The organism is Mesorhizobium sp. B283B1A, from assembly GCF_020165735.1.
GTDB lineage: Bacteria > Pseudomonadota > Alphaproteobacteria > Rhizobiales > Rhizobiaceae > Mesorhizobium > Mesorhizobium opportunistum.
In genome coordinates, this window is sequence record NZ_JAIUIQ010000004.1 from 230,120 (window position 1) to 252,322 (window position 22,203).

Below are 22,203 nucleotides of genomic sequence, written 5' to 3' on the forward strand. Positions count from 1 at the left end.
ATTGACCGGCTCGAAATCTGAACTAGTGGAGTACTGACAGCGGTAAAATTCGGGATATATTGAACAATGGTATTCCCGATACTTTGGTATCGATCGTTTCGGTGGCCCGACGTGCTAGTTTCCATTGATGGGCGCCGACGCTGAGGATCCCTCGATGAGGGCTCGCCGAGCGCAGCTGGCGCAGAGTGGGTGGCAGAAAGGACGCTGTGATGGCTCGCTTGTTGTCGGTCAATGTGGGTTTGCCGCGTGGCATTCCTTGGAACGGAAGGACCGTCGACACCGCAGTCTGGAAAACATCAGTTCAGGGCCCACGCCAGGTACGACGGCTCAACGTCGATGGCGACAGGCAGGGAGATATGGCAGGGCACGGCGGCGAGCAGCGGGCCGTTCTGGTCTATCAATCGGAATCCTACCAGTATTGGCAACGCGAGCTGGGCCGCAACAATTTTTCCTACGGACAGTTTGGCGAGAACTTCACAATCGATGGCCTACCGGACCATGATGTGTGCATCGGCGATCGCTACCGGATTGGGAGCGCCTTGTTCGAAGTGACCCAACCGCGCGTCACTTGTTACCGGATCGGTATTCGCATGAATGAGCCGCGTATGGCCGCGCTGCTGGTTGCGCGAGGCAGGCCCGGCTTCTATCTGCGCGTCCTGGAGGAAGGCCAGGTCGAGGCTGGAGACGAAATCGTCCAGGTCGGGAACGGCCCTGAGCAAATGACCGTGTCGGAGGTCAATGCCCTGCTATATTTGCCCAGTCATCCTCGCAGCCAGATTGAGCGAGCATTGCGCATCCCCGCGCTCAGCGAAGGCTGGCAGGGATCCTTCCGGGCGTTGCTCTCACAAAACAACGACCGTGATGCCACGACAGCCAATGCGGGGCTTGATCCGGTGTCTGAACCACCTCCTGCGTGGACAGGATTTCGCCCGCTGCGTGTGGTGCACAAGATCCGCGAGAGCATCAGTGTGATATCGCTGGTCCTGGAGTCCGTCGATGGGTCTCGCCTCACAGCAGCGCTTCCTGGACAGTTTGTCGTGCTGCGCCTGCAAGTGACGCCCGACGCCCCGGCCGTTATGCGCAGTTATTCTTTGTCGAGTGAACCTGGTGAGCCCTACTACCGAATAAGCGTAAAACGGGAAGTCCAAGGTGTGGCGAGTGCCTACATTGATGACCGGGTCGAAATGGGAGACGTGCTGGACGTCAGCGCACCACGCGGCAGCTTCACTCTGCGCCCAGGCGATGGTCCAATCGTGCTTCTAAGTGCCGGGGTGGGTGCGACGCCCGTGATTGCGATGCTCCATGCGTTGGCCGCAACGGGTTCGACAAGGGAAGTCTGGTGGCTCCACGGAGCTCGATGTGGCAACGAACATGTTTTCGCTCAAGAGGTTCGAGACTTGCTGAAAGACCTGCCGCACAGTCACAGCCATGTAAGCTACAGCGCGCCCGATCGCGAGGACAGGCAAGGTGTCGATTTTGATGCCGCGGGACACCTGAATATCGAGGTGCTTCGAAAACTCGACGTTCCGCGCCATGGGAATTTCTATCTCTGCGGGCCATCTGCGTTTATGGGCGACCTGAGCGCAGCGCTTGCAGCCTGGGGTGTCGCCGCAGACGCAATCCATACGGAGCCGTTCGGCCCAGGTCCTTCGAGTACACCGGGTATTGCTACATCCCCGAGCCGGCGGCCCCATCCACCTGCGGAATCGGCCGGCACGGGACCTCTGGTTTCGTTCGCACGGAGTGGCTTGAGCGTCCATTGGGGGGCAGGATTCCAGAGTCTGCTTGAACTTGCTGAAGCCTGCGACGTCCCCACGCGATGGTCGTGCCGCACGGGCGTTTGTCACATTTGCCAGACTGGCCTTGTGGCCGGAACGGTTGCCTTTCGGCCTGATCCAATCGAGCCGCCGACAAGCGGCACCACCTTGATCTGCTGTTCCCAGCCCAGTGGCGACGTCGTCCTTGATCTCTAAAGGTAGCCAGACAGGACTTGTCGGACAGTCATGTCCCCGCACCGAGCTCGATTACTGCCTCGGCGAAGGCGCGCGGCGCTTCCTGCGGCAGATTGTGCCCTATGCCGCCCGTGATCAGGCGGTGAGAGTACCTTCCTGAGAACATCTTCGCGTAGGCGCTGGCTTCCGGGTGAGGCGCACCATTAGCGTCGCCCTCCAGCGTGATTGTAGGCACGGTGATGACGGGCGCCTGCGCAAGCCGCTTCTCCAGGTTCTCATATTGAGGTTCGCCCTCCGCGAGGCCGAGACGCCAACGGTAGTTATGTATCACAATCGCGACATGATCGGGATTGTCGAAGGCGAGCGCGCTACGGTCGAAGGTCGCATCGTCGAAATCCCATCGCGGCGAGGCGAGACGCCAGATCAGCTTTGCGAATTCGCGAGTAAATTTCCCATAGCCAGCCTGCCCGCGGTCGGTCGCAAAATAGTACTGATACCACCATTGCAATTCCGCGCTCGGTGGCAGCGGCTGCCTGCCTGCCTGCTGACTGCCGATCAGATAGCCGCTCACCGAGACCATGGCCTTGCAGCGTTCTGGCCATAGCGCTGCCACTATATTGGCCGTTCGGGCGCCCCAGTCACAGCCGGCAATAATTGCCCGTTCAATTCCGAGGGCATCCATCAGCGCAACGACGTCCAGGGCAACTGCCGACTGCTGACCGTTGCGCATCGTATTGTCCGAAAGGAACCGTGTTGTGCCGTATCCGCGCAGATATGGAACAATCACGCGATAGCCTTTGGAGACCAACAAAGGCGCGACACCGGCATAGGTCTGGATGTCGTATGGCCAGCCATGGAGCAGGACCACCGGCGCCGCGGTTCGCGATCCCATATCCGCGTATCCGATGTTAAGCATTCCGGCGTCGATCTGCCTCAAAGAACCCAGCAACTCTTGTGTCGCTTTGGTCGCGAGACCCTTGCTTGCGTGATCGACAGAGGATCTCGCCGCCGCGGGCCTCTCTGTCCCGAGCTCGAACGCAGTCATAGCCGCAACGGCCGTGCCGAGTAGGCGACGGCGATTGTGGTCGATTTGTTGGGGCACGCCATTCATGTTTCAAGCCTCCTCAGGGAAATGATCCGTGTCTTCTTGCCTCACCTGCAACTCAAATGCGCGGCCGGGCGGGAGGCGACCCGGCCGCGCTACTGGGCGAAGGCGATGGGGGGAGGATCGCCTCTTTCGCCTCAGATTGATCGGCGTAGCGATCTGAACGCCTCTCTTAGCTCGGCACAGAAAACGTAAGGCTGCTCCCACGCCGCGAAATGCCCGCCTCTATCCACTTCATTCCAGTAAATGAGGTTGCGGAAGCTTCTCTCGCCCCAACTCCGCGGTGCGCGGTAGATCTCGGCCGGATACACGGTGACCGCCACAGGGACCTTCGGGATGTCAAACGCGTCGAACGGGCCACCGCCTGCTTGCGCGCCTTCCCAATACGATCGCGACGATGAGGCTCCCGAGTTGGTAAACCAGTAGAAAGAGATGGCATCCAGCATCTCGTTGTAGGTGAAGATCCGTTCTGGCTCTCCCCCGCTATCCGTCCACTCGGAGAACTTCTCGTAGAAGTAAGCTGCCATTGCGACCGGAGAGTCGCAGAGGGCATAGCCGATGGTCTGCGGGCTCTGGTTCATCATCGCCGCGTAGCCAAAACCGTCGCGATAGAAGTGCAGCAGCCGATCGTAGGCACTCTTCTCCCGGTCCGATAATTCCGCCGGCGCCGGGTCGAAATTGCGGAGATGCCGAACAATGTCGAGAGGTACAGTCCCTGGCATATTAATGTGAATGCCGAGAAGACCTTTCGGAGCCTGAACGGCCAACGACTGCGAGACAATCGCGCCCCAGTCGCCTCCCTGCGAGACGTACCCGGTGTATTCCAGCCTGAGCATCAACTCATGAAACGCGGCAGCCATCCGCGCCGGAGCCCAACCGGTCGCGGTCGGCTTACCCGAGAAGCCGTAACCCGGCATAGTTGGAAGCACGAGATGGAATGCATCTTCTGCCCGCCCCCCGTGCACAGTCGGATTGGTCAGCGGACCAATGACCTTCAAAAATTCCACAATCGAGCCGGGCCAACCATGGGTCATAAGCAAGGGCATTGCCCCTTCGTGCGGTGACCGAACGTGCGCGAACTGAACATCCAATCCGTCAACGCAGGTGATGAACTGCGGCAACTTGTTCAGTTTGGCCTCCACCTTGCGCCAGTCGTACCGGCTGCCCCAGTAGTCAACGAGCGTTTGAAGCTTTGCCAGTTGGACGCCTTGCGATCGATCATTGACGGTCTCCCTCTCCGGCCATCGTACCGCTTTGATGCGCCTGCGGAGATCTGCAAGCGCCCAAGTCGGGACATGGATACTGAACGGGCGGATGGATTCTTCTCCGGCCGCTGCCCGCAACGCTTTTGGCACCAGATTGACAGCTCCAACTGCGGTAGCTCCAACAATGACATCGCGCCGAGTTGGTGATAGCGATATCGCTGACATTATTTCTTCCTCGGTCGTGTTTTATGCGGACAGCAATTGCAAGATCTATATCCGATGTGCGCAAGTCTATCGCACCATGGTATCGGCAATACTTTCTGGTCAGTCAGAGAAAATCGTGTGCAGCCGTGACGATTTCATTCCCGGACGTTACGCACCGTGTATTATTCACGAAAATACAACCGCTATGCGTCGATACCATCTTCCGATGACCGTGATGCCGACCGGCGACGAGCAGCAACTCCATTGCCGGAACACTACAAACTTCAATGATCGACCCCGCGCATCCTTAGACGCGTTCGTGGGCATCGTCCCTGTCGCCCACGTGCGCGGCTACACCACCGCTCAGGTCGGCAGCGGTTTACCGGCCTGCTCCGCTACCATGTACTCGGCGTACCAATCGGGCCAGTTCTCATCCCTTTGTCCTCCGGTCCGCTTCTCATGCTCACCATGGGCTCCCGCCGCGCGTCGGAGCGCGGCTGCAAGTTCGGCCGGCGCGGTAAACCTGGTATCGGCATCGATGCGTCCGGGGAGTCTCGTGGTGATTTCCTGTAACAGCCAGGCATTGCCGTCGGGATCGTTGAACGAAGTGAAAGAGTTGTAGGTTCGCCGCTCCGGATCCCTGCCTTTGATCGCCGGCTGTCCAGGCCCTGTACGGTATGACACTTCGCTTGCGTCGACCCCGCGAGCCACGAGTTCGGCGTGCGCCGCTTCGATATCGGAGACAACGAGATAGAGCCCCTGTACCGAACCGGGCATGGCGGACGTGAGGCCGATGCCGAAGTGGATCGAGGCCGGGGAGCCCGGGGGCGTGAACTGGACGACCCGAAATGTGTCACCGACGGCAAAGTCGGCGTCGAGCCTCCAACCCAAGTTACCGTAGAATCGCTTGGCCCGGTCGGCATTCGAAACAGGAATGACAACGACCTCGAGCCTCATGTCGACTGCCGGCGGTTCCTGGCGCTTTTTCGCGGCTTCGGTGCGCACTACATCATTGCTCATATCGAGCTCCCTCGGTTCGCCGGCAATACCCGCCCAAACGCGTACACGAGAGCAGAGCAGCGCAACCGCATCAATTGCCCGATGGTATCGGTGTGCGGCCTTCCACTGCACACGATGACTGGAGCGAGCAGCAGCCTCCCCATGGCGCATGCCTGCTCGCGCAGAGTCGTCTTCGATCCATATCTTGAGCGTTCCGGGAGGGGCGCCGACGATCCCCACGGTCGCCAATGCCGCAAGGAACTCGCGCTCTGCAGGCAACAATGATCTCCTTGGCATGACTCCAGCCTCATCCGATCGGTTGAGAACAAATCTAAGATCTACCTCTGGGGTGACACGCGTAGATGAAACGATGTCCCGCTCAAACCGAAATTGTGGGTCGCTGGAAGTACGAGGTCCATGACGCTTTGGTATCGGCCCTCAGGCGGCGTGGGCATTGGCATTGCGCCAAAGACGTTCCTGCACATGGCGGGAAGCAATTGGAGAGCTGAGCAAGAACGGTCGATCGTAGCGAATCCTTTCGCGGCATCCGGCCCGCGCACCTCGGATCAGCATTTCCCGACCGATCAATGCCAAAGTATCGGCAACACCATCGAACAATAGCTTCGCTACGACCTGCAGATACATAACGCTTCATCCCGTCAAAATCCTGGTCGGGCAAAGTATCGATAGGTCGTCGTGGCGATTGTCGGCTCGGCGACTGCCCCATTGAGGAAAAGGAACACGTCATGAACGTTAGAGCTAAATGTTTCGTCACAGCATTTGCACTCTCAGCAATCGGGGGAAGCGCATTTGCCGGCGCACTTGATGTGATCGACTCGATCAACCAGCAGTCGTCTACCTACACCGGTTCCATCAAGGGTCCGACCCATACCGATCCGGTTATGAGGAGCAGGTTCAGGGCAGCGCTGGAAACCCTACCGATGGCCAAGCGCAAGGCGATGATAAGAGAATGCCAGGACGCGGGGATGACCAAACCTTATGCGGAATTCTGTGCTGATCTGAATGCTCTTGGCCACGGCCATTGAAAGCCGTTCCGACCGGAGAGTGGTGGGCTCACTGCCCGCCACTGTTGTTCGAGGTACCAGGTGAATCGGCCTATCGCATCGGTTCGAGCGGATTGCCGGGTCAGTGAGTTTCGCTTTCTCACAATCGTGACGAGTTCGTAGGGGAATTTTGAAATCAAAGTATCCGCGATATCCGAGACCAGCAAAACCTTTGATTTACCGACAAATCGTCCCCGACAAACAATATTCAAAAATAGGAGATTTGTTATGCTTCTCTACCGTTCCGCTCTCTCGAGGGCAGCGGCGAACGCCGGTTGCCTTATGCTCACTATTGGATTCGGCTTGGCGCCAATCGGCGGCGCCTGCGCCGACACCTTGCCAGGACAGCCTGGCGCCCCTTACCAGGGCATGCCGTCGTTGGCGCCGATAGGCTCGCGCGTCGATCACTACCTTCCGATTCCTAAGGAAGACGTAACCCCGGCCATCGACCCGAAGAAGGGATACCGGAGCCAAAAGCTGGGTCGTGGCCTCTACATGGTCACCGACAACGGGTACCAGTCGATGTTCCTGGTGTATGAAACGGGTGTGGTTGTGATCGACGCCCCTCCGGGGTACTCGGCTCACATACGCCAGGCGATCGCCGAGGTGACCGATCGGGCTATCACACATGTGGTCTACAGCCATGCGCACGTGGATCATATTGGCGGCGCGAACGATCTCGGCGGCCATCCAATTATCATCGCCCAGGAAGAAACCCTGAGGCTGCTCGAACGGGCGAAAGATCCCAGGCGCCCTCTACCGACCGTCACCTTCAAGGATCACTATATCTTGAAGGTCGGAAGTCAGGTTCTTGAGCTGAGCTATCCCGGCAGCAGTCCCCATGAGCCGGGCAACATCTTCATCTATGCTCCAGAACAGAAGGTGTTGATGGTGGTGGACGTGATCTTTCCCGGCTGGATGCCCTGGCGTCGCTTCGCACTTGCCAAGGACATCCCCGGCTACTTCGACCAGGTGGCCTATATCGACACCTTGCCGTTCGAGACCCTTGTCGGGGGTCATGTCAATCGCGTGGGCACGCATTCCGATGTCCGTACTCAGCTCGAATTCATGAATGATCTGAAGGCCGCGGCCGCTGCTGCGCTGAAGTCAACACCCCCCGGCGAAGAAATGGAAGCAGAAGACAGGGGCAACCTCTGGGCGGTCTACGACAACTATATCGATCGGGTCGTCGTGAAATGCGTCAATGCGGTCACGCCCAAGTGGCAGTCCCGACTGGCCGGGTATGACGTGTTCATCTGGGACCAGTGCTACGCGATGGAGCAGAGCCTTCGTATCGACTGAAGGCTTACAAATCCGAAGGTTCAGGCCGAGTGGTCGTTATGGGCGGTCCCGCCGGGAGGTGGTGCGGGTGGTCCAAGGGATTTACCGGAGCAGCAGCCGACATGGCGACTGGTCGGTGATCCCGGGAACCACCACGCAAACTTGCAAGTCGACTAGCCACATGTTGGAGATTGGATCGTTGAGATGCTCCGAGTTGAAGGCTTTGTACCCGCGCAACCGACGTTGGAGAGTGATGACCAATCGCAACCAGCGGCATCTCGCGCATTCGGTCCTGTGGCCTCGCCTGCATCAACGCGGGCGCCGATAGGTCGGGCCCGGAAGGTCGCTATCCTGGTGGTCGCGGCTGTAACGATGTCGCTGTCGGCAGCCTGGGCCTGGCAATGGTATTTTCACGGCCGTTTCGAGGAAACCACCGACAACGCTTATCTGCGCGGCGATATAACGAGCATCGCGCCCAAGCTCTCCGGCTATGTGGTGGAAGTCCCGGTTGGAGACAACGCCGGCGTTCGCAAGGGGAATTTGCTGTTTCGCATCGACGACAGTGACTACCGCGCGAAACTTGACCAAGCCATTGCCACTCTGTCCACGCGACAGGCCGATATCGCAAACATTGAAGCAACGCAGAAACTGCAAGATGCATTGATCGGACAAGCGACGGCACAGGAGCGGTCAGTCTCAGCGGATCTGCTGTTCGCGAGAGCCAATCTTGACCGCTACACCGCGCTCCAAAAGAGCGGAACGGCCAGCGAACAAAAACTCCAAGATGCGCAGACCGGGTTCGCAAAAGCCGAGGCTGCAGATAAAGCCGCGGCGGCCAATACTCTGGCGCAGAAGCTCAGGCTTGGCGTGCTCGAGGCGCAACTTGCCGGCGCCCAAGCAGCGATGGCACAGGCGAAAGCGTCTGTCAGCCTGGCCCGGATGGATCTTGCCAACACTCTCATCCAGTCGCCAATCGACGGTGTCGTCGGCAACCGGCAAGTTCGCGTCGGGCGGTATGTCACTCCCGGCACTCCGGCGATGGACATCGTTCCGGTACAAGATGTTTGGGTCGTCGCCAATTTCAAGGAGACCCAGCTAGATCGAATGGAAATCGGGCAGCCAGTTCGGGTGATGATTGACGAGTACCCTGGTGTTCAGATTGATGGTGTCGTCGATAGCTTCGCCCCGGGTAGCGGAGCTGCCTTCAGCGTGCTGCCACCGGACAATGCGACCGGTAACTTCATCCGCGTCGTTCAGCGCGTTCCAGTCAAGATAAGACTTACACACAATCCGTTGCCTGGTCGGCTGGTTCCTGGACTTTCAGCTCGCATTGCTGTCCGGGTGGGCCGAGCAACCGATCCCGCAACCACCTCTTCGAACCCGGCCGGCGACGTTGCCCGAAAGCGGCCCGGTGCGGCACAATGAGCCGTCAGGTCGAACCGCGACACTTAGTGGCGAAGCCCGGAGCGCTGGGCGACGCGTTGGTCTTGATCGGAGTTGTACTAACCGCCGTCATGGATTCGATCGCCAGCACGGCGCTCTCAATCGGGCGCCTGGATATGCTGGGCGACATACATGCCACGATCGACGAATTCGCGACTTTCGACATCGCCTTTCTCGCGGCCAAGCTGACCGGTTTTTTGGTCGCGCCGCTGTTTGTTGCCGCGCTGAAGCCTACGCCCTGTTTGCGCGCCGGCGCGGTCGCGCTTCTCTTGGCGTCCGCTGCAATGATCTCTTCCGCCGATATTGCCTGGATTGACTTCTGCCGCATCGTTCAGGGTTTTGCCGGCGCGACTGTGCTCGTGGCAGGCCAGACGCTGCTGTTCTTGCGCTTCCCGACCCGTCAGCAACCGATAGTGCAAGCTGTTTTGGCCCTTGGCTCGGTCATGGCCCCGACAACCGTGACGCCAGCGCTGCAAGGTTGGCTTGTCGACCACTTGTCATGGGACTGGATATTCCTGAGCAACGTGCCGGTCGGTATCGTCGCCCTGGTCATGCTCGCGGCGGACCGCAGGCAAACGTTCCGCGACAAGATCCGCCTCCCCTATCCCCAGGTCGCGCTAGCTGGACTCGCCGCCGCATCTTTGACGTATGTGTCGCAACAAGGCAGCAGGTTCAATTGGTTCGACGACGGGCACATCACCCTTTTCACCCTGAGCGGCCTGCTGGCGGTCATCCTCCTGCTGCTGTGGGAATTTGAATTTGCATCGGACCGTTCGATCCTCCCCACGTCGCCTTTGGGTGATCCCGACTTTCGCTTCGCACTTGTCGTCAGTCTGGTAGCCGGATTCGCCTTGTCCGGCAGCGCCTTTCTCATCCCGGCCTTTGCCCTAAACGTTCTCGCTTTCACGGCTACAGATGCTGGAACACTTCTCTTGCCGAGTGGAGTAATCTTGGGTTGCACACTGCTGGTTGCCGGAGTCGGCGTTCAGAAATGCGGAATAAATCCGCTTGCTTTGGCCCCTGTCGGCGTCGTGTTTTTCGCCTCGTCAATGTGGTTCCTGTCGGGTTCGACAAGCGACAGCGGGACTGTGGATCTGGAGTTTCCACTGCTCCTGCGCGGCTTTGGGCTGGGTCTCCTGTTCATCAGCCTGACGCTGTTTGCCTTAATGCGGCTTCCTGCCAAGGCCCTGCCGTTCGGCATCGGTCTTTTCGCTCTTGGCAAACAGGTTGGTGGTCTGACGGGCACCGCTCTGCTGCAAACTTATCTCGATCGACAACTTGCTTATAACAGGACAATCATGGCATCCCATCTGGCCATTGGCGACGTCTCCCTCGAAGAGCGTCTGAAGGCCGTGGCGGGCCAACTTGCCGCCAGGGGCCTCGACAGTGTTGTCTCTGGTAGGGCCGCGCTATCGCTTCTACGGCAGGCTGTCGACAGGCAGGCGATCGCCATTTCCTTCAATGAGGCCTTCTTCGCGCTTGTCCTGTTGTTCTTGATCGCGGCGCCTTGCCTGGTCATCGCCAGGAGGGTTCTTGGCCGTCGATCTTCGGCCCAAGGTTTATCGAGGATCTAGGCTGCTATTGCTGGGAAACGCCGGTGAGACATGTGTCCTCAATGGATGACGAAAAAATAGTCGACCTGACTCAGGCCTCGTCCTGCGGCGTTCCCATAGCCGCCTGGGCTTCCTGAGCATTGGCTGGGCCTCGGAGAACCTTGGCAGCCAATACGGCAACAATCGTGCCGGCGACCGGTCCGACGACGTAGACCCACCACGTGGACAGATCGCCTCGCGCCAGGTCGGGCCCGAAAGCACGGGCAGGGTTCATCGCCGCTCCTTCGTAGGGGCCACCCAGGGTTCCTAGCGACATCACGTACGCACCCACGGCGATAGGGATAAACTGGCCATTGAGCTTCGGGCCGTTTGCCATCGAGATCACCATCAAAACCATTCCAAATGTCAGAATGGCCTCGAAGAACACCGCTTGGATGAGTTGTTCAGGTTGCGGAATCGTGGCCGCGAGATTGCCTTCGATGCCGAAGAATGAACGAGCAAGAAATGATCCCGCCGCGGCGGCAATGAGCTGCACAACGACGTAGGCCGCGCACATCGGCCAACCCATATCGCCGCGCAAGGCAAACGCTAATGTCATGGCGGGATTAAAGTGCGAACTAATGTCGCCGAGAAAATAGATCGCTGCGACCAGCCATAGTGCAGAAATCGCCGACAGGATGAAGGCAGTGACGATGGGCTCAACCTTTATCCCGCCGTGCAAAACCAGAATGGCTGCACCGGCTGACAGCACGAACGTCAATCCTGCAGTACCGATAAATTCTGACAATAGGCGCCGGAACCGATGTCCGGGACTTTTCCAGTCTGCGTTGAACCGAGGCTCGCCGATCTGCAGTGCGAGAGCGGCCTCGCCGAGGCCAACAGGATGGGTGCTCATGGATATCCTCCTGGGAATAACTAAGTGAAGGCGATGAACGCCCTGGCCAGGCCGGCAGCGGCCGCCTGTACGTTGTGTGGACGAGCGAACGCTCACCTATGCGGATGTCGCGACGTAGGGTCTCACCATCATTTCTGGTTCAACCACGCGGTCGAACACTGCTTCGGAAACGAGGCCGAGCTTCAGAGCAGCCGCCCTCAGTGTGAGATCGTTGTCCATCGCATAGTGCGCAATCTTTGAAGCTTTGTCATAACCGACCACAGGCGAGAGTGCGGTAACGAGCATCAGCGAATCGCGGACATCCTGGGCAATCTTCTTCCTGTTGGGCTGCGTACCCTCGACCAGGAACCTACGGAAGTTCGTGCAGCTGTCGGTGACGATCGTGATCGAGTGGGTGATGTTGTGGATGATCAGTGGCTTATAGACGTTCATCTCGAGATATCCACCGGCCCCGCCGAACCCCACTGCAACATCATTGGCCATCACCTGCACGGCAGCCATGGTTAGCGCTTCGGCCTGGGTGGGATTCACCTTGCCGGGCATAATCGAGGAGCCCGGCTCGTTCTGCGGTATTACAAGTTCGGCAAAGCCTGTTCGGGGTCCGCACGACATGAGACGAATGTCGTTGCCTATCTTGTAAAGTGAAGTTGCCAGCGTGCGCATCGTGCCAGAAAACTGTACCAGGGCGTCATGTGCGCCCTGGACAGCGAACTTGTTGGGCGCGGTTACAAACGGAAGCTGGGTTTGCCTAGCGATTTCGGACGCGGCGGCTTCTGCGAAACCTGGTGCGGAATTGATCCCGGTGCCAACCGCCGTCCCGCCGAGGGCGAGCCGATAGATGCCGCCCAGTGAACTCTCGAGCCGATCCAGGTTGTCGGTAAGCATTTCGGCATATCCAGACCATTCCTGGCCCAAAGTCAGCGGCGTTGCATCCTGCATATGGGTGCGGCCGACCTTGACGATGTCTTTCCACTCCTCGGACTTGGAGCGGATAGCTTCCGCAAGCTGCTTGACAGCCGGGATCAAGCGCCGTTTGGCGTTGGTCGAGGTCGCGATGTTCATCGCGGACGGAAATGAATCGTTCGACGATTGCGCCATATTGACATGGTCGTTTGGATGAACTGGTGTCTTACTGCCGAGGACGGTCCCGGCCAGCTGGCAGCACCGGTTAGAAATCACCTCATTAACGTTCATGTTGAACTGAGTGCCGCTGCCCGTCATCCACACGTGGAGCGGAAACATGTCCTGATGCTGCCCCGCCAAGATCTCGTCACATGCCTGGACAATCAGTCGATGGACTTGAGCATCGAGCCGTCCGCCTGCATGATTGGCGTTGGCAGCGGCTTTCTTCAGCACCGCATAAGCTGTTATCATTTCGCGCGGGATCAGATCTCTCCCGATGGAAAAATGATGGAGAGACCTCTGCGTCTGGGCTCCCCAAAGCTTGTGGGCTGGGACGTCTACCTCACCCAGACTGTCGGTCTCCTTGCGCATGCGACTCACGGTCCGTCCTCTTCACAACCCTTGACGTTGCTCCGTTGATTCCCAGTCTCCGCAACCGCTACCGATACTTGGCTGTATATTCGTTGAGGTTTCTCTCGACGTTCCCGGGCCGCTGCAGTCCTTCCTCGACGAGCACCTTCAGACGCGCCTGGGCCGAAGGCCGTTGTACGGAAGTGATGAACGCGTCCCACCCCGGCTGCATCTCAGAATCCGGTGGCAGGCTAGCTTGGTTGATCAGAGTCTTGGAGTCGGCAATCGCCTGCCCGTCGAACGACGCAATCCGCGTCGCCAAGGCGTCGACAAAACTGTCCAATTGTGAATCGGGCAACGCCCGATTCACATAACCATAGCGCTCGGCAAGTTCGCCATCAAAGCCCTCGGCACCGATCAACATCTCCATGGCGCGGCCGCGGCCGACCAGCCGAGGCAGCCGCGCCATAGGGCCGCCTCCAGGAACAAAGCCGGCGCCGACTTCAAACTGCGACACAACCGCTTTCTCTCGACTTGCAAAACGCATATCCGCCGCGAGCGCAAGCTCGCTGCCTATGCCACTCGCCCGCCCCCGAATTGAAACAATCGTCGCAGCCTTCAGCCGGCTTATGCGTACCATGACGTCAGGCACGGGATGCATGCCCGTTGGCCCGGGCTCCATGCCGGTGGAATCCTTAAGGGGACCTAGCAGGTCGTAGTGAGCGATGAAATAGCCCGGGACCGCGCTGTCAAACACCACGACCTTGACCCTCCCGTCGGCTTCGATCTGACCAACAATTTTTGCAAGCTCGCGGACTTCGGACGGGCCGACGATATTGAGTGGAGGATTGTTGAAAGTGACTTCCCAGTAGGCCTCGCTCTTGCGTGTCAGGCGGATCTTCCCCGTCGTTGTGCTCAGTGTCGCTGCAGGCGGTGCGCTAGCAGCGCTGGGCAACTTTGATTCCTCTCCGAAAACATACGCGGGTCCTTGCAGGACGGCGACAACGGAAAACAACAATACCGACTTCTGAATCTTACAATACTTCATGGCCACTTTACCTCGCCAAATGTTAAAATTCGCAACATCCAACATAACCAAACAGCGGCGCCATGGGCTGCGTTAAGTCATCCCGATACGTAAAAACCATCCACCATGGCGTCTCTTCGCCCGCCCCAAGTCCGATCTTCAATTTATATTTCAGTCGACCTTGCACGTCAAAATAGATGTACGAATATCGCCGGCGAGGCGATAGTACGATGGTGTCGTCAATACCTTGGGATTGATGGGGTCCCATCCGGCGATGACGTATGAATCAATACGCCAGGCGCCGAGAAAAGCCTCTACTGAGCGATGCCCAGTCGGGCCGCCATGTTCACCAGCTGGGCCAGTGAGCGAGCCTGCATTTTGCGCATAGCTTGGCCACGATGTGCCTTGACTGTGATCTCGCTGATACCAAGCTCAAAGCCGATTTGTTTGTTCAATAGACCCGAGACAACCAGCGTCATAACCTCTTGTTCGCGACGGCTAAGCGACACATGGCGATCCTTGAGGGCCTGGAATTCAGAGTCGAGAGCAAGCGCGGTCTTGCTTCTTTCCAGTGCCAGCGTGATCGCACTCAAAAGTTCCTCGTCGTTGAATGGTTTGGTCAAAAACTCGACAGCCCCAGCCTTCATCGCCTTGACTGTCATTGGTACGTCGCCGTAGCCGGTTATGAAGATGATGGGCATGGGGGTACGCTCGCTAGCCATCAGACTCTGCAGGTCGAGCCCACTCAGATCCGGCAGATTGACGTCCAGGATGAGACAGCTCGAAACCAGGGCTACCTGGGGTCGATCGAGGAATTCTTTTGCTGAACCGAAGGTCTGCGGCCGCCAACCCGACGAGCAGATTAGCAACTCTAACGATTCGCGCACCGAAACGTCGTCGTCTACAATAAACACCACGGATGCTTCGTCCGACATTGCGACGCTGCCCAGTTCAGCTGCTCCACCCGTGTACATGGCAAATTATCCTCCTAGACCGGCATTAACAATCACCACCTTCAAGGCTTACAGACCGCCAGTTGTAGAGCCTCCTGAAGGGTCCTGTCGCTGAACGGCTTGAACAAACACTCGACCGCACCCTGTTCGATGAGACGAAGCCGCATGGCGCTGCTCCGCTGCGCGGTAATGTAGACGATCGGAATCTCTTGCCCGCGACGCGCTAGTTCCTCTTGCAGTTCGGGGCCTGTCATGACGGGCATGGTCACATCGAGAACCAGGCACTTGGTTTCGTGGATGCTGTCAGACGCCAGAAACTCCGCTGCCGAAGCGAATGTGTCCACCCTGAAGCCCAGCTCCTTGAGCAAATCTGGTAAGGACTCGCGCACCGATTTATCGTCGTCAACAACTGAGACCAGTGCACCCGCAGGCTTCATCTCGCTCCCACCGATCTTCGAACACCACCGACCGCGGACGCCGTACCAACACTCACATCCTGCACAGACGATCGCTCTCTGGAGTATTCGGGCACAGAAAACGTGAACGTCACTCCCGGGCCATCATTTGCCGCTGCCCATAGACGCCCGCAGTGGCTCTCGATGATGGAACGGCTAACGGACAATCCCATCCCCATGCCTTCATTCTTGGTGGTGTAGAAAGGTTCAAAGAGCCGCTCCGCATTATCTGGGCCGAAACCCGTGCCGGAATCCCGTACAGATAAGCGCACATGGTCATCTTCATCGGGCTCGGTCTTGATTATCAACTGCCTGGGGCGATCATCGACCCCGTTCATGGCGTCCACTGCGTTGCGCAGCAGATTCATGATCACCTGCTGAAGCTGGACACGATCTCCCGCAACGAGCGGCAGACCCTCCGCAAATTCAGGCTGAAGAACCACGCGACTGCTCTGAAGGTCACCCGACGACAAGGCGATCACCTCCCTTGCCGCCTCGTTCAAATCCACCGACTGAACGGTAGGAGCTCGCTTGCTGAAGAGAGCGCGCAATCGCGTTATTACATCTGAGGCTAGATTGCCGTCGCGTATGGTTCGCCGGGCGGTTTCGCGTGCGCCGTCAATGTTTGGAGGATCGGCTGCCAACATGCGGAGGCAGGTGCTGGCATTGGTGATGATCCCCGACAACGGTTGGCTGACTTCATGGGCAATCGAAGCGGTCAAGACTCCGAGGCTCGAAACCCTGGTTACATGTGCGAGTTCAGATCGGGCCCTGCCAAGTGCTTCTTCAGCCTGCCGCCGCTCCGTCACGTCCTGAACCGCGGTGAGGCATTCCATGCGGTCATCCTGATGACGAATGACCCTGCCAAACGTGCGTAGATATTTGACCCTGCTATCCGGCATCCGCAGCCGGATCTCATAGCCCAGATAACTCTGCCCGGCGCGAACCCGAGCCATCTGGGCAGACAGCGACTGGAGGTCATCCGCGTGGATTCGCTCACGCAGCCGCTCAAGCGTCACAGGGGAGTTCGGATCGAGTTCGAAGATATGATAGAGTTCCTCGGAAAAGGCGATCTCGTCAGTGTCCAGGCGCCAGGAGAACGCGCCGGTGGAACTTAAGCGTTGTGCTTCCGAAAGCAACGTTTCGCTCCGCCGGAGCGCTGCCTCTATGAGGGAACGTTCGATCGCAATGCTGGCGATCTGTGTGGCGTGCGCGATGAGATCCTGATGGTGCGGCGAAGGGCTCGCAGGCTTCCGTTGGACGATGCAAAAGGTGGCAAGCACCCGCCCCTCTCTGGAACAAATCGGCGTGCTCCACACCGACCTGTATCCGTGCTTCAGAACATGTAGCCGCACAGGCGACGTATACCAGCGGGGATCGGATTCCATGTCCACTGCGACCACCTGCGTTTTTTGATAAGCCGCGATGCCACATGGCAACAGATCGCCGTCGACCGGCATGCCGGCAATCGGCGCGATGTAGTCGGGAGACAAAGAAGGAGCCACGGCATATTCGAATGTCGAGCTGCTCCAATTTATCAGGTGGACGTCACAGAAGCAGTCGGGGGCAGCGTCTTCGACAAAAACGCACAACGCGCTGAGAACATCCCGAAGCAAACTGCCCGACGCGATCATCTCCAGCAAATGCTTTTCGCTGGCGAGAAAAGCTTCCGCCCTTTTACGACCCTCAATATCGTGACTGATGCCGTACCATCGGATCACTTTTCCCGCTTTGTCGTGGACCGGCACGCGACGGGCAATGTGCCAGCGATATGTCCCGTCACTTGCACGCACGCGGTACTCATGCTCGAACGGTTCTCCGGACGCGACACATTCGTGCCATTTGCGCTCTTCGAGTTCGATGTCATCTGGGTGGATCGTGCTTCTCCAGCCACCACCCGCCAAATCGTCGGTTGAGAGCCCTGTAAATTCACGTCCGCGCTCGTTGATAAAAATACGAGTACCGTCGGCCGCGAAAGCCCCAACCAGGGCTGGAATGCCGTCGACCGTTCGTTGGAGCTCGCGTTCGGCTTCAATTGCTTTTTCCTCGGCGCGTTTGCGTTCATCGATGTCGACGTTCACCCCATACCATTTCACGACGTCGCCGCGTTCATCCCGCGTCGGATTGGCGCGGAGCAGAAACCACCGATAATTCCCATCGGATCCACGCAACCGAGCTTCAGCCTCCCCTCCTTCACCCGAAGTCAAGAACGTGTTCCACGCTGCGAGCAGACCTGTCACGTCGTCAGGATGGATCGCAGCCGTCCAGCCCCAACCTTGCCCCTGCTCCGCTGAAAGCCCCGCGTAGTCGAGGTAGTGCTGGCTCAGAAACTCGGTATACCCATCTGGGCGAGTCGCCCAAGCCAAGGCCGGAATTGTATTGATAATCAGCTTCAGATCGTGCTGACTTGCCGCCAGGGCTTCCTCGCTTCTGCGCAGTGCTTCTTCCGTCCGGCGCCTGTCCTCGACTTCCTGAGTCAACGTTTGATTGGCCGCGACAAGTTCACCTGTTCGTTTCGTAACACGCCCGTCAAGTTCCGACGCCAGTCGCTTCTGTTCGCCTAGTTGACGGGCCCCCTGCAGGGCAACGACAGCCTGATTTGCGGCAACTTTCAAGAGAAGTCCGTCGGTCTGGTTCGGAAAGTCGGAGCTCTGCGACCCGGTGACCACGACACCGACCTCTCCTTGCAGGCCGAGCAACGCCAACCCAGCGAAGAACTCGACGCCTCCAATATGGATCTGCCCGCTCGGCGGCCATTTCGACGCGGCATCGCCAAACATCTGATAAAGGGCTCGCCCAATCTCCTCCGGCTTTACTTGGACGATCGAATGAGCGAACCGCGCGATCTCGATCGGCCATTCCGTGTCCGAGTCGAACAGACGCACATAAATAAAATCAACCGGCAACATGGCAACAAGCACGTCAAGCAAGGTCTCAGCGATCTGAGGAGGACTTCCTCCGGCCCAAATGGCGGGTAGAGCAAGCAGGCTCACCAAATCGTTCATCGAGCGCTTAAGCCGTTGAATCTCTTCGCCAAGGGTGGCCAGCGCAGGTTCCATGCTAGCTCGTCGTCTTGTCGGGCGACACCTGACCCAGCCGCCGTTGACGGAGCTCGCGAAGGAAGTCCTCAGGCGGCATAAAGAATGGATTCTGTTGCAAGATGCCGCCAATGACGATCATCGGATGGGTCCGCATGATGTCAACGACCGTATCGCCACCAAATTTTGCCAAGTCGTACACGCAGATAACCGCGTCATCGTGACGGGACCATACGTCGTTTACCCGAGCTTCAAACTCCACCAGGTCGTCAATATGCGACCTCACCTCGGAGGCCCAATCCATGTGGCAGACAATGCGACTGAGGGGAAATCCACTCTCGGCACTCCCGCTGGCCAGCGTTTCAAAGACCTCCAGCATCCGGTCTTGATCGAACCGACCGTCCCGGAGGTAGGCTTCGGTGTTGGTGCGAAATTCAAGCTGACCGCTTTGCTCCGCAGTTGTCGTGTCGATGCCCGCCATCCTTAGTCGGTGCAAATGCCTGCAGCGCTCGCCTGGATTAACAATGTGAATGATTTTGTCGCCGCATGCGAAACCATCCTGCATGAAGGGAAACAACACACGAAAGGCATCATCGTCGCCGTTGAAAAATGCACAGGCATGACGCATGTCCCCAAGTTGGGATCCCGCAAAAGGAATGGGATGTGGGGTCTTCCTCATGAAGCGTCGCCTAGCGGAACGTGCCTACCTCCGAACCATGAATGCACCCGGCCGACACGAACGTCTATTATGCGTTGGTGTCGATTTTGGATGGGCGAGATCGACACCCTTATCGAAAAAAAGGGCTCCATGCCGTTTGGCGTCTAGTGAGGTTCGGGTGCCAGCGCGTTATGATGGAAGCGTCACTGCTTCAGGGCGGCCATCGTGGTCGGGAAGACCATCCGTGGACAAGACCGAAGGCCTAGGATCCGGGCTGGAGGCGGACCGGCTCATGAGCGACGTCCGCTCGGGCGGTCAGCGCATTACAGCGTTGATCGCATCGAGTAGTGCAGTGTCCGTGAATGGCTTCAGCAGGCATTCGATTGTTCCGCTTTGGCGCAGACGACGGCAAAATTGCTCATCTCCATGGGCCGTTATAAAAACAATTGGTATCTGTCGGCCTTGTTGCGTCAGCTCGCGTTGGAGCTCGATCCCCGACATCCCTGGCATTGCGATGTCAAGGACCAAGCACTTGGTGTGATCGACTAGTCTCGAGGCCAGGAACTCTTCCGCGGAGGAGAACGCTTCGGCTCCGTGACCAAACATGCCAATGAGGTCAGGAAGCGCCTCGCGCACGGACTCATCATCATCGACAACAGCGATAATTGCGCGTTCCATCATCATACGCTTCCGATATTCTCCGCCAAACTCGGCGGCATGCCCCTAAAGCTGTTCGACGAAATTCTCACACTGCGCGAAAGAAACGCAAGCCACAAAGAAGAGGCAGAGTGCGTCAAGGCAAAACGCCCCGCCGCCGGCACGCTGATGCTGACTGCGACCGCCGCGCCAGCTTGGTAAGCCGAACGTACCCAGGACCGCTCCGGCAGAAAATGCGCACTATCGGGCCCGCGTCTGGTAAAAATGATTTTGAGAAATAGTGCGGCAACCTGATCGAGTTCGGCATGTAGGCCGCATAGCATGGCCATATCGTTTGCATCTTTGAGGCGGCGGAGTGGAAGCTCTCTGTACTCAGCCAAGAGAGCGCCGGATGTCATCATTATCTCGCAGTTCGCTTAGAGCGCTTATTCATAGCCAGTATCGCCTGCAATGACGTCCTCACCACAGGTTAGGGTGCCCCTGCTTAGCCAGAGAATCCATAGCACTTTGGTATCGACCGGGATCTTTCCATGTTGCTGAGTGCTATTGGTTGGTGAGCCGACACCAAGGCATAATGGACCAGCGCACCGAGTGGGTGCAAACTCGCTCGCGCGTATGTGCCAGCATCTTGGGAGGGCGGGTACATGATACGACGGGGCACGGACACAAACGTCGCCGGCAGGGGCTTTTTCGGAGATCACAGTTTAACATGGGACGTCAACGCGAGGGCGCTAGCGCGGAAACTGAGCGTCTGTATCGGTGCATGAATAACCTAGCCAGGTTGGTTGAGGTTCCCATCTTGCTAAGCGGCGACATGGCTTCCGAAGTCGTTTGCAAATTACTCGATACGCTCGTCGATATGCTGAGGCTCGATTTTGCTTACATTCGACTGAACCAATCGTCGTACGAGGAACCCGTCGAAGTGGCCCGTGCAGGCCAGCAATTTGCCGTCTCACCCGAAGCGATCATCCGTGAGTTTCACGGACTAAACGAGGTTGGTCTGGCTGATTGGCCATTGCTGAACAGCTTTCAAGGAGACGTTCCTATATCGGTCGCGGCCTTGCGGCTGGGGATACTGGCCAACATCGGAGTTTTGTTCACAGGGTCAAGAAGGGTCGATTTTCCATCGCAGACCGACAGGCTTGTTCTGAACGTAGCCGCAAACCAAGCGGGCGTGAGGGTACAGGAGCTAAAACTGTCGAGTGACCGAAAACGTCTGGCCAAGGAATCCTATGAGATCGCGGTTGAAGAGCCATCTGAAGTGGCCGTCCGCGAAGATGAAGACGATTCCAAACTGATAGCGGACAGCATTCCGGCTGGAATTGCCGTTTTGACGTCGACCGGCGAGATCGCAGCCGTAAACAGCTATATCGCTGGATACTTCGGCAAACCTAAGGATGAAATAAAGCGATGGGAGACAGCGGTGACGATTCACCCCACGGATCTTCCGCGCGTCGTCGAATATTTTAGACGTTCAATAAAGGCGGGGAAGCCTTATGAACTTGAGGCGCGACTTCTCGGCGCCGACAACAAGTATCGCTGGTTTCAAATTAGGGGGCTTCCACTCCGGGATCGAAATGGGCGCATCATGCGCTGGTACGCCTTGCACATTGATATCCATGATAGGAAGCAGGCCGAAGAGGCACTGCGGGAGAGTGAGGTCAGTCTCCGCAAGATCATCAATACGATCCCCACATCCGCATGGTCTACCCTGCCGGACGGGTATTGCGACTTCCTCAACGACCGCTGGCTCGACTATGCAGGGTTCACAGCCGACCAGGCGGTGGGATGGGCCTGGGCGGCCGCGATTCATCCAGATGACGCCAGCGGTCTGGCTGAGTATTGGCAATCGTGCCTCGCATCCGGCACACCAGTCTCGACAGAAGCCCGCATTCGTCGATTCGATGGAGAGTACCGATGGTTCCTGTTTCTCGCCAACCCGTTGCGAAATGAGGCGGGTACCATAATCAGATGGTACGGGACGAATGTGGACATAGAAGATCGCAAACGCGCAGACCAGGCGCTGCGGGACAGCGAAGTCAATCTCCGCAAGATCATCAATACGATTCCGACATCCGCATGGTCTACCCTGCCGGACGGGTATTGCGACTTCCTCAACGACCGCTGGCTCGACTATGCGGGCTTCACAGCCGACCAGGCGGTAGGATGGGCCTGGGCGGCCGCGATTCATCCAGATGACGCCAGCGGTCTGGCTGAGTATTGGCAATCGTGCCTCGCATC

The 22,203-nt window shown here is 58.1% G+C and carries 19 protein-coding genes; 6 read left to right on the top strand and 13 right to left on the bottom strand.

Going from position 1 to position 22,203, the window contains the following annotated elements; all coding sequences use genetic code 11:
• Positions 1-209 precede the first annotated feature (209 nt).
• Positions 210-1,973 carry an MOSC and FAD-binding oxidoreductase domain-containing protein gene (locus LB577_RS05015; RefSeq protein ID WP_224685793.1) on the top strand — a complete coding sequence of 588 codons (1,764 nt, stop codon included), beginning with the start codon at positions 210-212 and terminating at the stop codon, positions 1,971-1,973.
• A gap of 28 nt (positions 1,974-2,001) precedes the next feature.
• On the opposite strand, the gene LB577_RS05020 is transcribed toward LB577_RS05015, so the two are convergent.
• The 4 genes from LB577_RS05020 to LB577_RS05035 form a co-directional block, all read right to left on the bottom strand.
• Positions 2,002-3,054: an alpha/beta fold hydrolase gene (locus tag LB577_RS05020; RefSeq protein ID WP_224685818.1), complete on the bottom strand. Its 1,053-nt coding sequence runs from the start codon at positions 3,052-3,054 to the stop codon at positions 2,002-2,004.
• Positions 3,055-3,194: 140 nt separating this feature from the next.
• A complete protein-coding gene (locus LB577_RS05025) occupies positions 3,195-4,487 on the bottom strand; it encodes an epoxide hydrolase family protein (protein WP_224685794.1) in 1,293 nt (430 codons plus the stop codon).
• 342 nt (positions 4,488-4,829) lie between these two features.
• On the bottom strand, positions 4,830-5,486 hold the full coding sequence (locus tag LB577_RS05030) for a VOC family protein (protein WP_224685795.1): 657 nt from the start codon (positions 5,484-5,486) through the stop codon (positions 4,830-4,832).
• Positions 5,487-5,903: 417 nt separating this feature from the next.
• Positions 5,904-6,110, bottom strand: coding sequence for a hypothetical protein (locus LB577_RS05035; RefSeq protein ID WP_224685796.1), 207 nt, complete (start codon positions 6,108-6,110; stop codon positions 5,904-5,906).
• 101 nt (positions 6,111-6,211) lie between these two features.
• Between LB577_RS05035 and LB577_RS05040 the strand changes: the two genes are divergently transcribed.
• The 4 genes from LB577_RS05040 to LB577_RS05055 all read left to right on the top strand — a co-directional run bounded on the left by LB577_RS05040 (position 6,212) and on the right by LB577_RS05055 (position 10,827).
• The gene (locus tag LB577_RS05040) at positions 6,212-6,511 is read left to right on the top strand and encodes a hypothetical protein (RefSeq protein ID WP_224685797.1); all 300 of its coding nucleotides are present in this window, start codon (positions 6,212-6,214) and stop codon (positions 6,509-6,511) included.
• Positions 6,512-6,757: 246 nt separating this feature from the next.
• Positions 6,758-7,831, top strand: a complete 1,074-nt coding sequence (locus LB577_RS05045) for an MBL fold metallo-hydrolase (RefSeq protein ID WP_224685798.1) — start codon at positions 6,758-6,760, stop codon at positions 7,829-7,831.
• Positions 7,832-8,182: 351 nt separating this feature from the next.
• Positions 8,183-9,235, top strand: coding sequence for an HlyD family secretion protein (locus LB577_RS05050; RefSeq protein WP_224685799.1), 1,053 nt, complete (start codon positions 8,183-8,185; stop codon positions 9,233-9,235).
• Entirely contained in the window at positions 9,232-10,827 is a 1,596-nt protein-coding gene (locus tag LB577_RS05055) for an MFS transporter (protein WP_224685800.1), read from the top strand. The genes LB577_RS05050 and LB577_RS05055 overlap by 4 nt, the downstream gene beginning before the upstream one ends.
• Before the next feature lie 70 nt (positions 10,828-10,897).
• On the opposite strand, the gene LB577_RS05060 is transcribed toward LB577_RS05055, so the two are convergent.
• The 9 genes from LB577_RS05060 to LB577_RS05100 all read right to left on the bottom strand — a co-directional run bounded on the left by LB577_RS05060 (position 10,898) and on the right by LB577_RS05100 (position 20,360).
• Positions 10,898-11,701: an MIP/aquaporin family protein gene (locus tag LB577_RS05060; protein WP_224685801.1), complete on the bottom strand. Its 804-nt coding sequence runs from the start codon at positions 11,699-11,701 to the stop codon at positions 10,898-10,900.
• Positions 11,702-11,797: 96 nt separating this feature from the next.
• Positions 11,798-13,195: a class II fumarate hydratase gene (fumC, locus tag LB577_RS05065; RefSeq protein WP_224685802.1), complete on the bottom strand. Its 1,398-nt coding sequence runs from the start codon at positions 13,193-13,195 to the stop codon at positions 11,798-11,800.
• A gap of 67 nt (positions 13,196-13,262) precedes the next feature.
• The gene (locus LB577_RS05070; protein ID WP_224685819.1) at positions 13,263-14,222 is read right to left on the bottom strand and encodes an enoyl-CoA hydratase/isomerase family protein; all 960 of its coding nucleotides are present in this window, start codon (positions 14,220-14,222) and stop codon (positions 13,263-13,265) included.
• Positions 14,223-14,515: 293 nt separating this feature from the next.
• Positions 14,516-15,175, bottom strand: a complete 660-nt coding sequence (locus LB577_RS05075; protein WP_224685804.1) for a response regulator transcription factor — start codon at positions 15,173-15,175, stop codon at positions 14,516-14,518.
• Between the two features lie 41 nt (positions 15,176-15,216).
• Positions 15,217-15,591 (bottom strand): response regulator, encoded by a 375-nt coding sequence (locus LB577_RS05080; RefSeq protein WP_224685805.1) that lies wholly within the window; start codon positions 15,589-15,591, stop codon positions 15,217-15,219.
• A complete protein-coding gene (locus LB577_RS05085) occupies positions 15,588-18,668 on the bottom strand; it encodes a PAS domain-containing protein (protein ID WP_224685806.1) in 3,081 nt (1,026 codons plus the stop codon). Before LB577_RS05085 ends, LB577_RS05080 begins: the two co-directional genes overlap by 4 nt.
• A gap of 1 nt (position 18,669) precedes the next feature.
• A complete protein-coding gene (locus LB577_RS05090) occupies positions 18,670-19,326 on the bottom strand; it encodes an MEDS domain-containing protein (protein WP_224685807.1) in 657 nt (218 codons plus the stop codon).
• A gap of 294 nt (positions 19,327-19,620) precedes the next feature.
• On the bottom strand, positions 19,621-19,989 hold the full coding sequence (locus LB577_RS05095; RefSeq protein ID WP_085984554.1) for a response regulator transcription factor: 369 nt from the start codon (positions 19,987-19,989) through the stop codon (positions 19,621-19,623).
• Positions 19,986-20,360, bottom strand: coding sequence for a hypothetical protein (locus tag LB577_RS05100; protein ID WP_224685809.1), 375 nt, complete (start codon positions 20,358-20,360; stop codon positions 19,986-19,988). Before LB577_RS05100 ends, LB577_RS05095 begins: the two co-directional genes overlap by 4 nt.
• A 416-nt stretch (positions 20,361-20,776) precedes the next feature.
• On the opposite strand from LB577_RS05100, the gene LB577_RS05105 reads away from it, so the two are divergent.
• Positions 20,777-22,203: PAS domain S-box protein (locus tag LB577_RS05105; protein ID WP_224685810.1), on the top strand; the 1,427-nt coding region annotated here is incomplete at its 3' end.

What these genes read in the sequence shown, in the direction of transcription:
- LB577_RS05035 (WP_224685796.1), bottom strand. Translation starts at nt 6,110, where the DNA reads ATGTATCTGCAGGTCGTAGCGAAGCTATTGTTCGATGGTGTTGCCGAT.
- LB577_RS05055 (WP_224685800.1), top strand. Translation starts at nt 9,232, where the DNA reads ATGAGCCGTCAGGTCGAACCGCGACACTTAGTGGCGAAGCCCGGAGCG.
- LB577_RS05050 (WP_224685799.1), top strand. Translation starts at nt 8,183, where the DNA reads ATGTCGCTGTCGGCAGCCTGGGCCTGGCAATGGTATTTTCACGGCCGT.
- LB577_RS05080 (WP_224685805.1), bottom strand. Translation starts at nt 15,591, where the DNA reads ATGAAGCCTGCGGGTGCACTGGTCTCAGTTGTTGACGACGATAAATCG.
- LB577_RS05070 (WP_224685819.1), bottom strand. Translation starts at nt 14,222, where the DNA reads ATGAAGTATTGTAAGATTCAGAAGTCGGTATTGTTGTTTTCCGTTGTC.
- LB577_RS05040 (WP_224685797.1), top strand. Translation starts at nt 6,212, where the DNA reads ATGAACGTTAGAGCTAAATGTTTCGTCACAGCATTTGCACTCTCAGCA.
- LB577_RS05090 (WP_224685807.1), bottom strand. Translation starts at nt 19,326, where the DNA reads ATGAGGAAGACCCCACATCCCATTCCTTTTGCGGGATCCCAACTTGGG.
- LB577_RS05100 (WP_224685809.1), bottom strand. Translation starts at nt 20,360, where the DNA reads ATGACATCCGGCGCTCTCTTGGCTGAGTACAGAGAGCTTCCACTCCGC.
- fumC (WP_224685802.1), bottom strand. Translation starts at nt 13,195, where the DNA reads ATGCGCAAGGAGACCGACAGTCTGGGTGAGGTAGACGTCCCAGCCCAC.
- LB577_RS05045 (WP_224685798.1), top strand. Translation starts at nt 6,758, where the DNA reads ATGCTTCTCTACCGTTCCGCTCTCTCGAGGGCAGCGGCGAACGCCGGT.
- LB577_RS05025 (WP_224685794.1), bottom strand. Translation starts at nt 4,487, where the DNA reads ATGTCAGCGATATCGCTATCACCAACTCGGCGCGATGTCATTGTTGGA.
- LB577_RS05085 (WP_224685806.1), bottom strand. Translation starts at nt 18,668, where the DNA reads ATGGAACCTGCGCTGGCCACCCTTGGCGAAGAGATTCAACGGCTTAAG.
- LB577_RS05015 (WP_224685793.1), top strand. Translation starts at nt 210, where the DNA reads ATGGCTCGCTTGTTGTCGGTCAATGTGGGTTTGCCGCGTGGCATTCCT.
- LB577_RS05030 (WP_224685795.1), bottom strand. Translation starts at nt 5,486, where the DNA reads ATGAGCAATGATGTAGTGCGCACCGAAGCCGCGAAAAAGCGCCAGGAA.
- LB577_RS05095 (WP_085984554.1), bottom strand. Translation starts at nt 19,989, where the DNA reads ATGATGATGGAACGCGCAATTATCGCTGTTGTCGATGATGATGAGTCC.
- LB577_RS05075 (WP_224685804.1), bottom strand. Translation starts at nt 15,175, where the DNA reads ATGTACACGGGTGGAGCAGCTGAACTGGGCAGCGTCGCAATGTCGGAC.
- LB577_RS05060 (WP_224685801.1), bottom strand. Translation starts at nt 11,701, where the DNA reads ATGAGCACCCATCCTGTTGGCCTCGGCGAGGCCGCTCTCGCACTGCAG.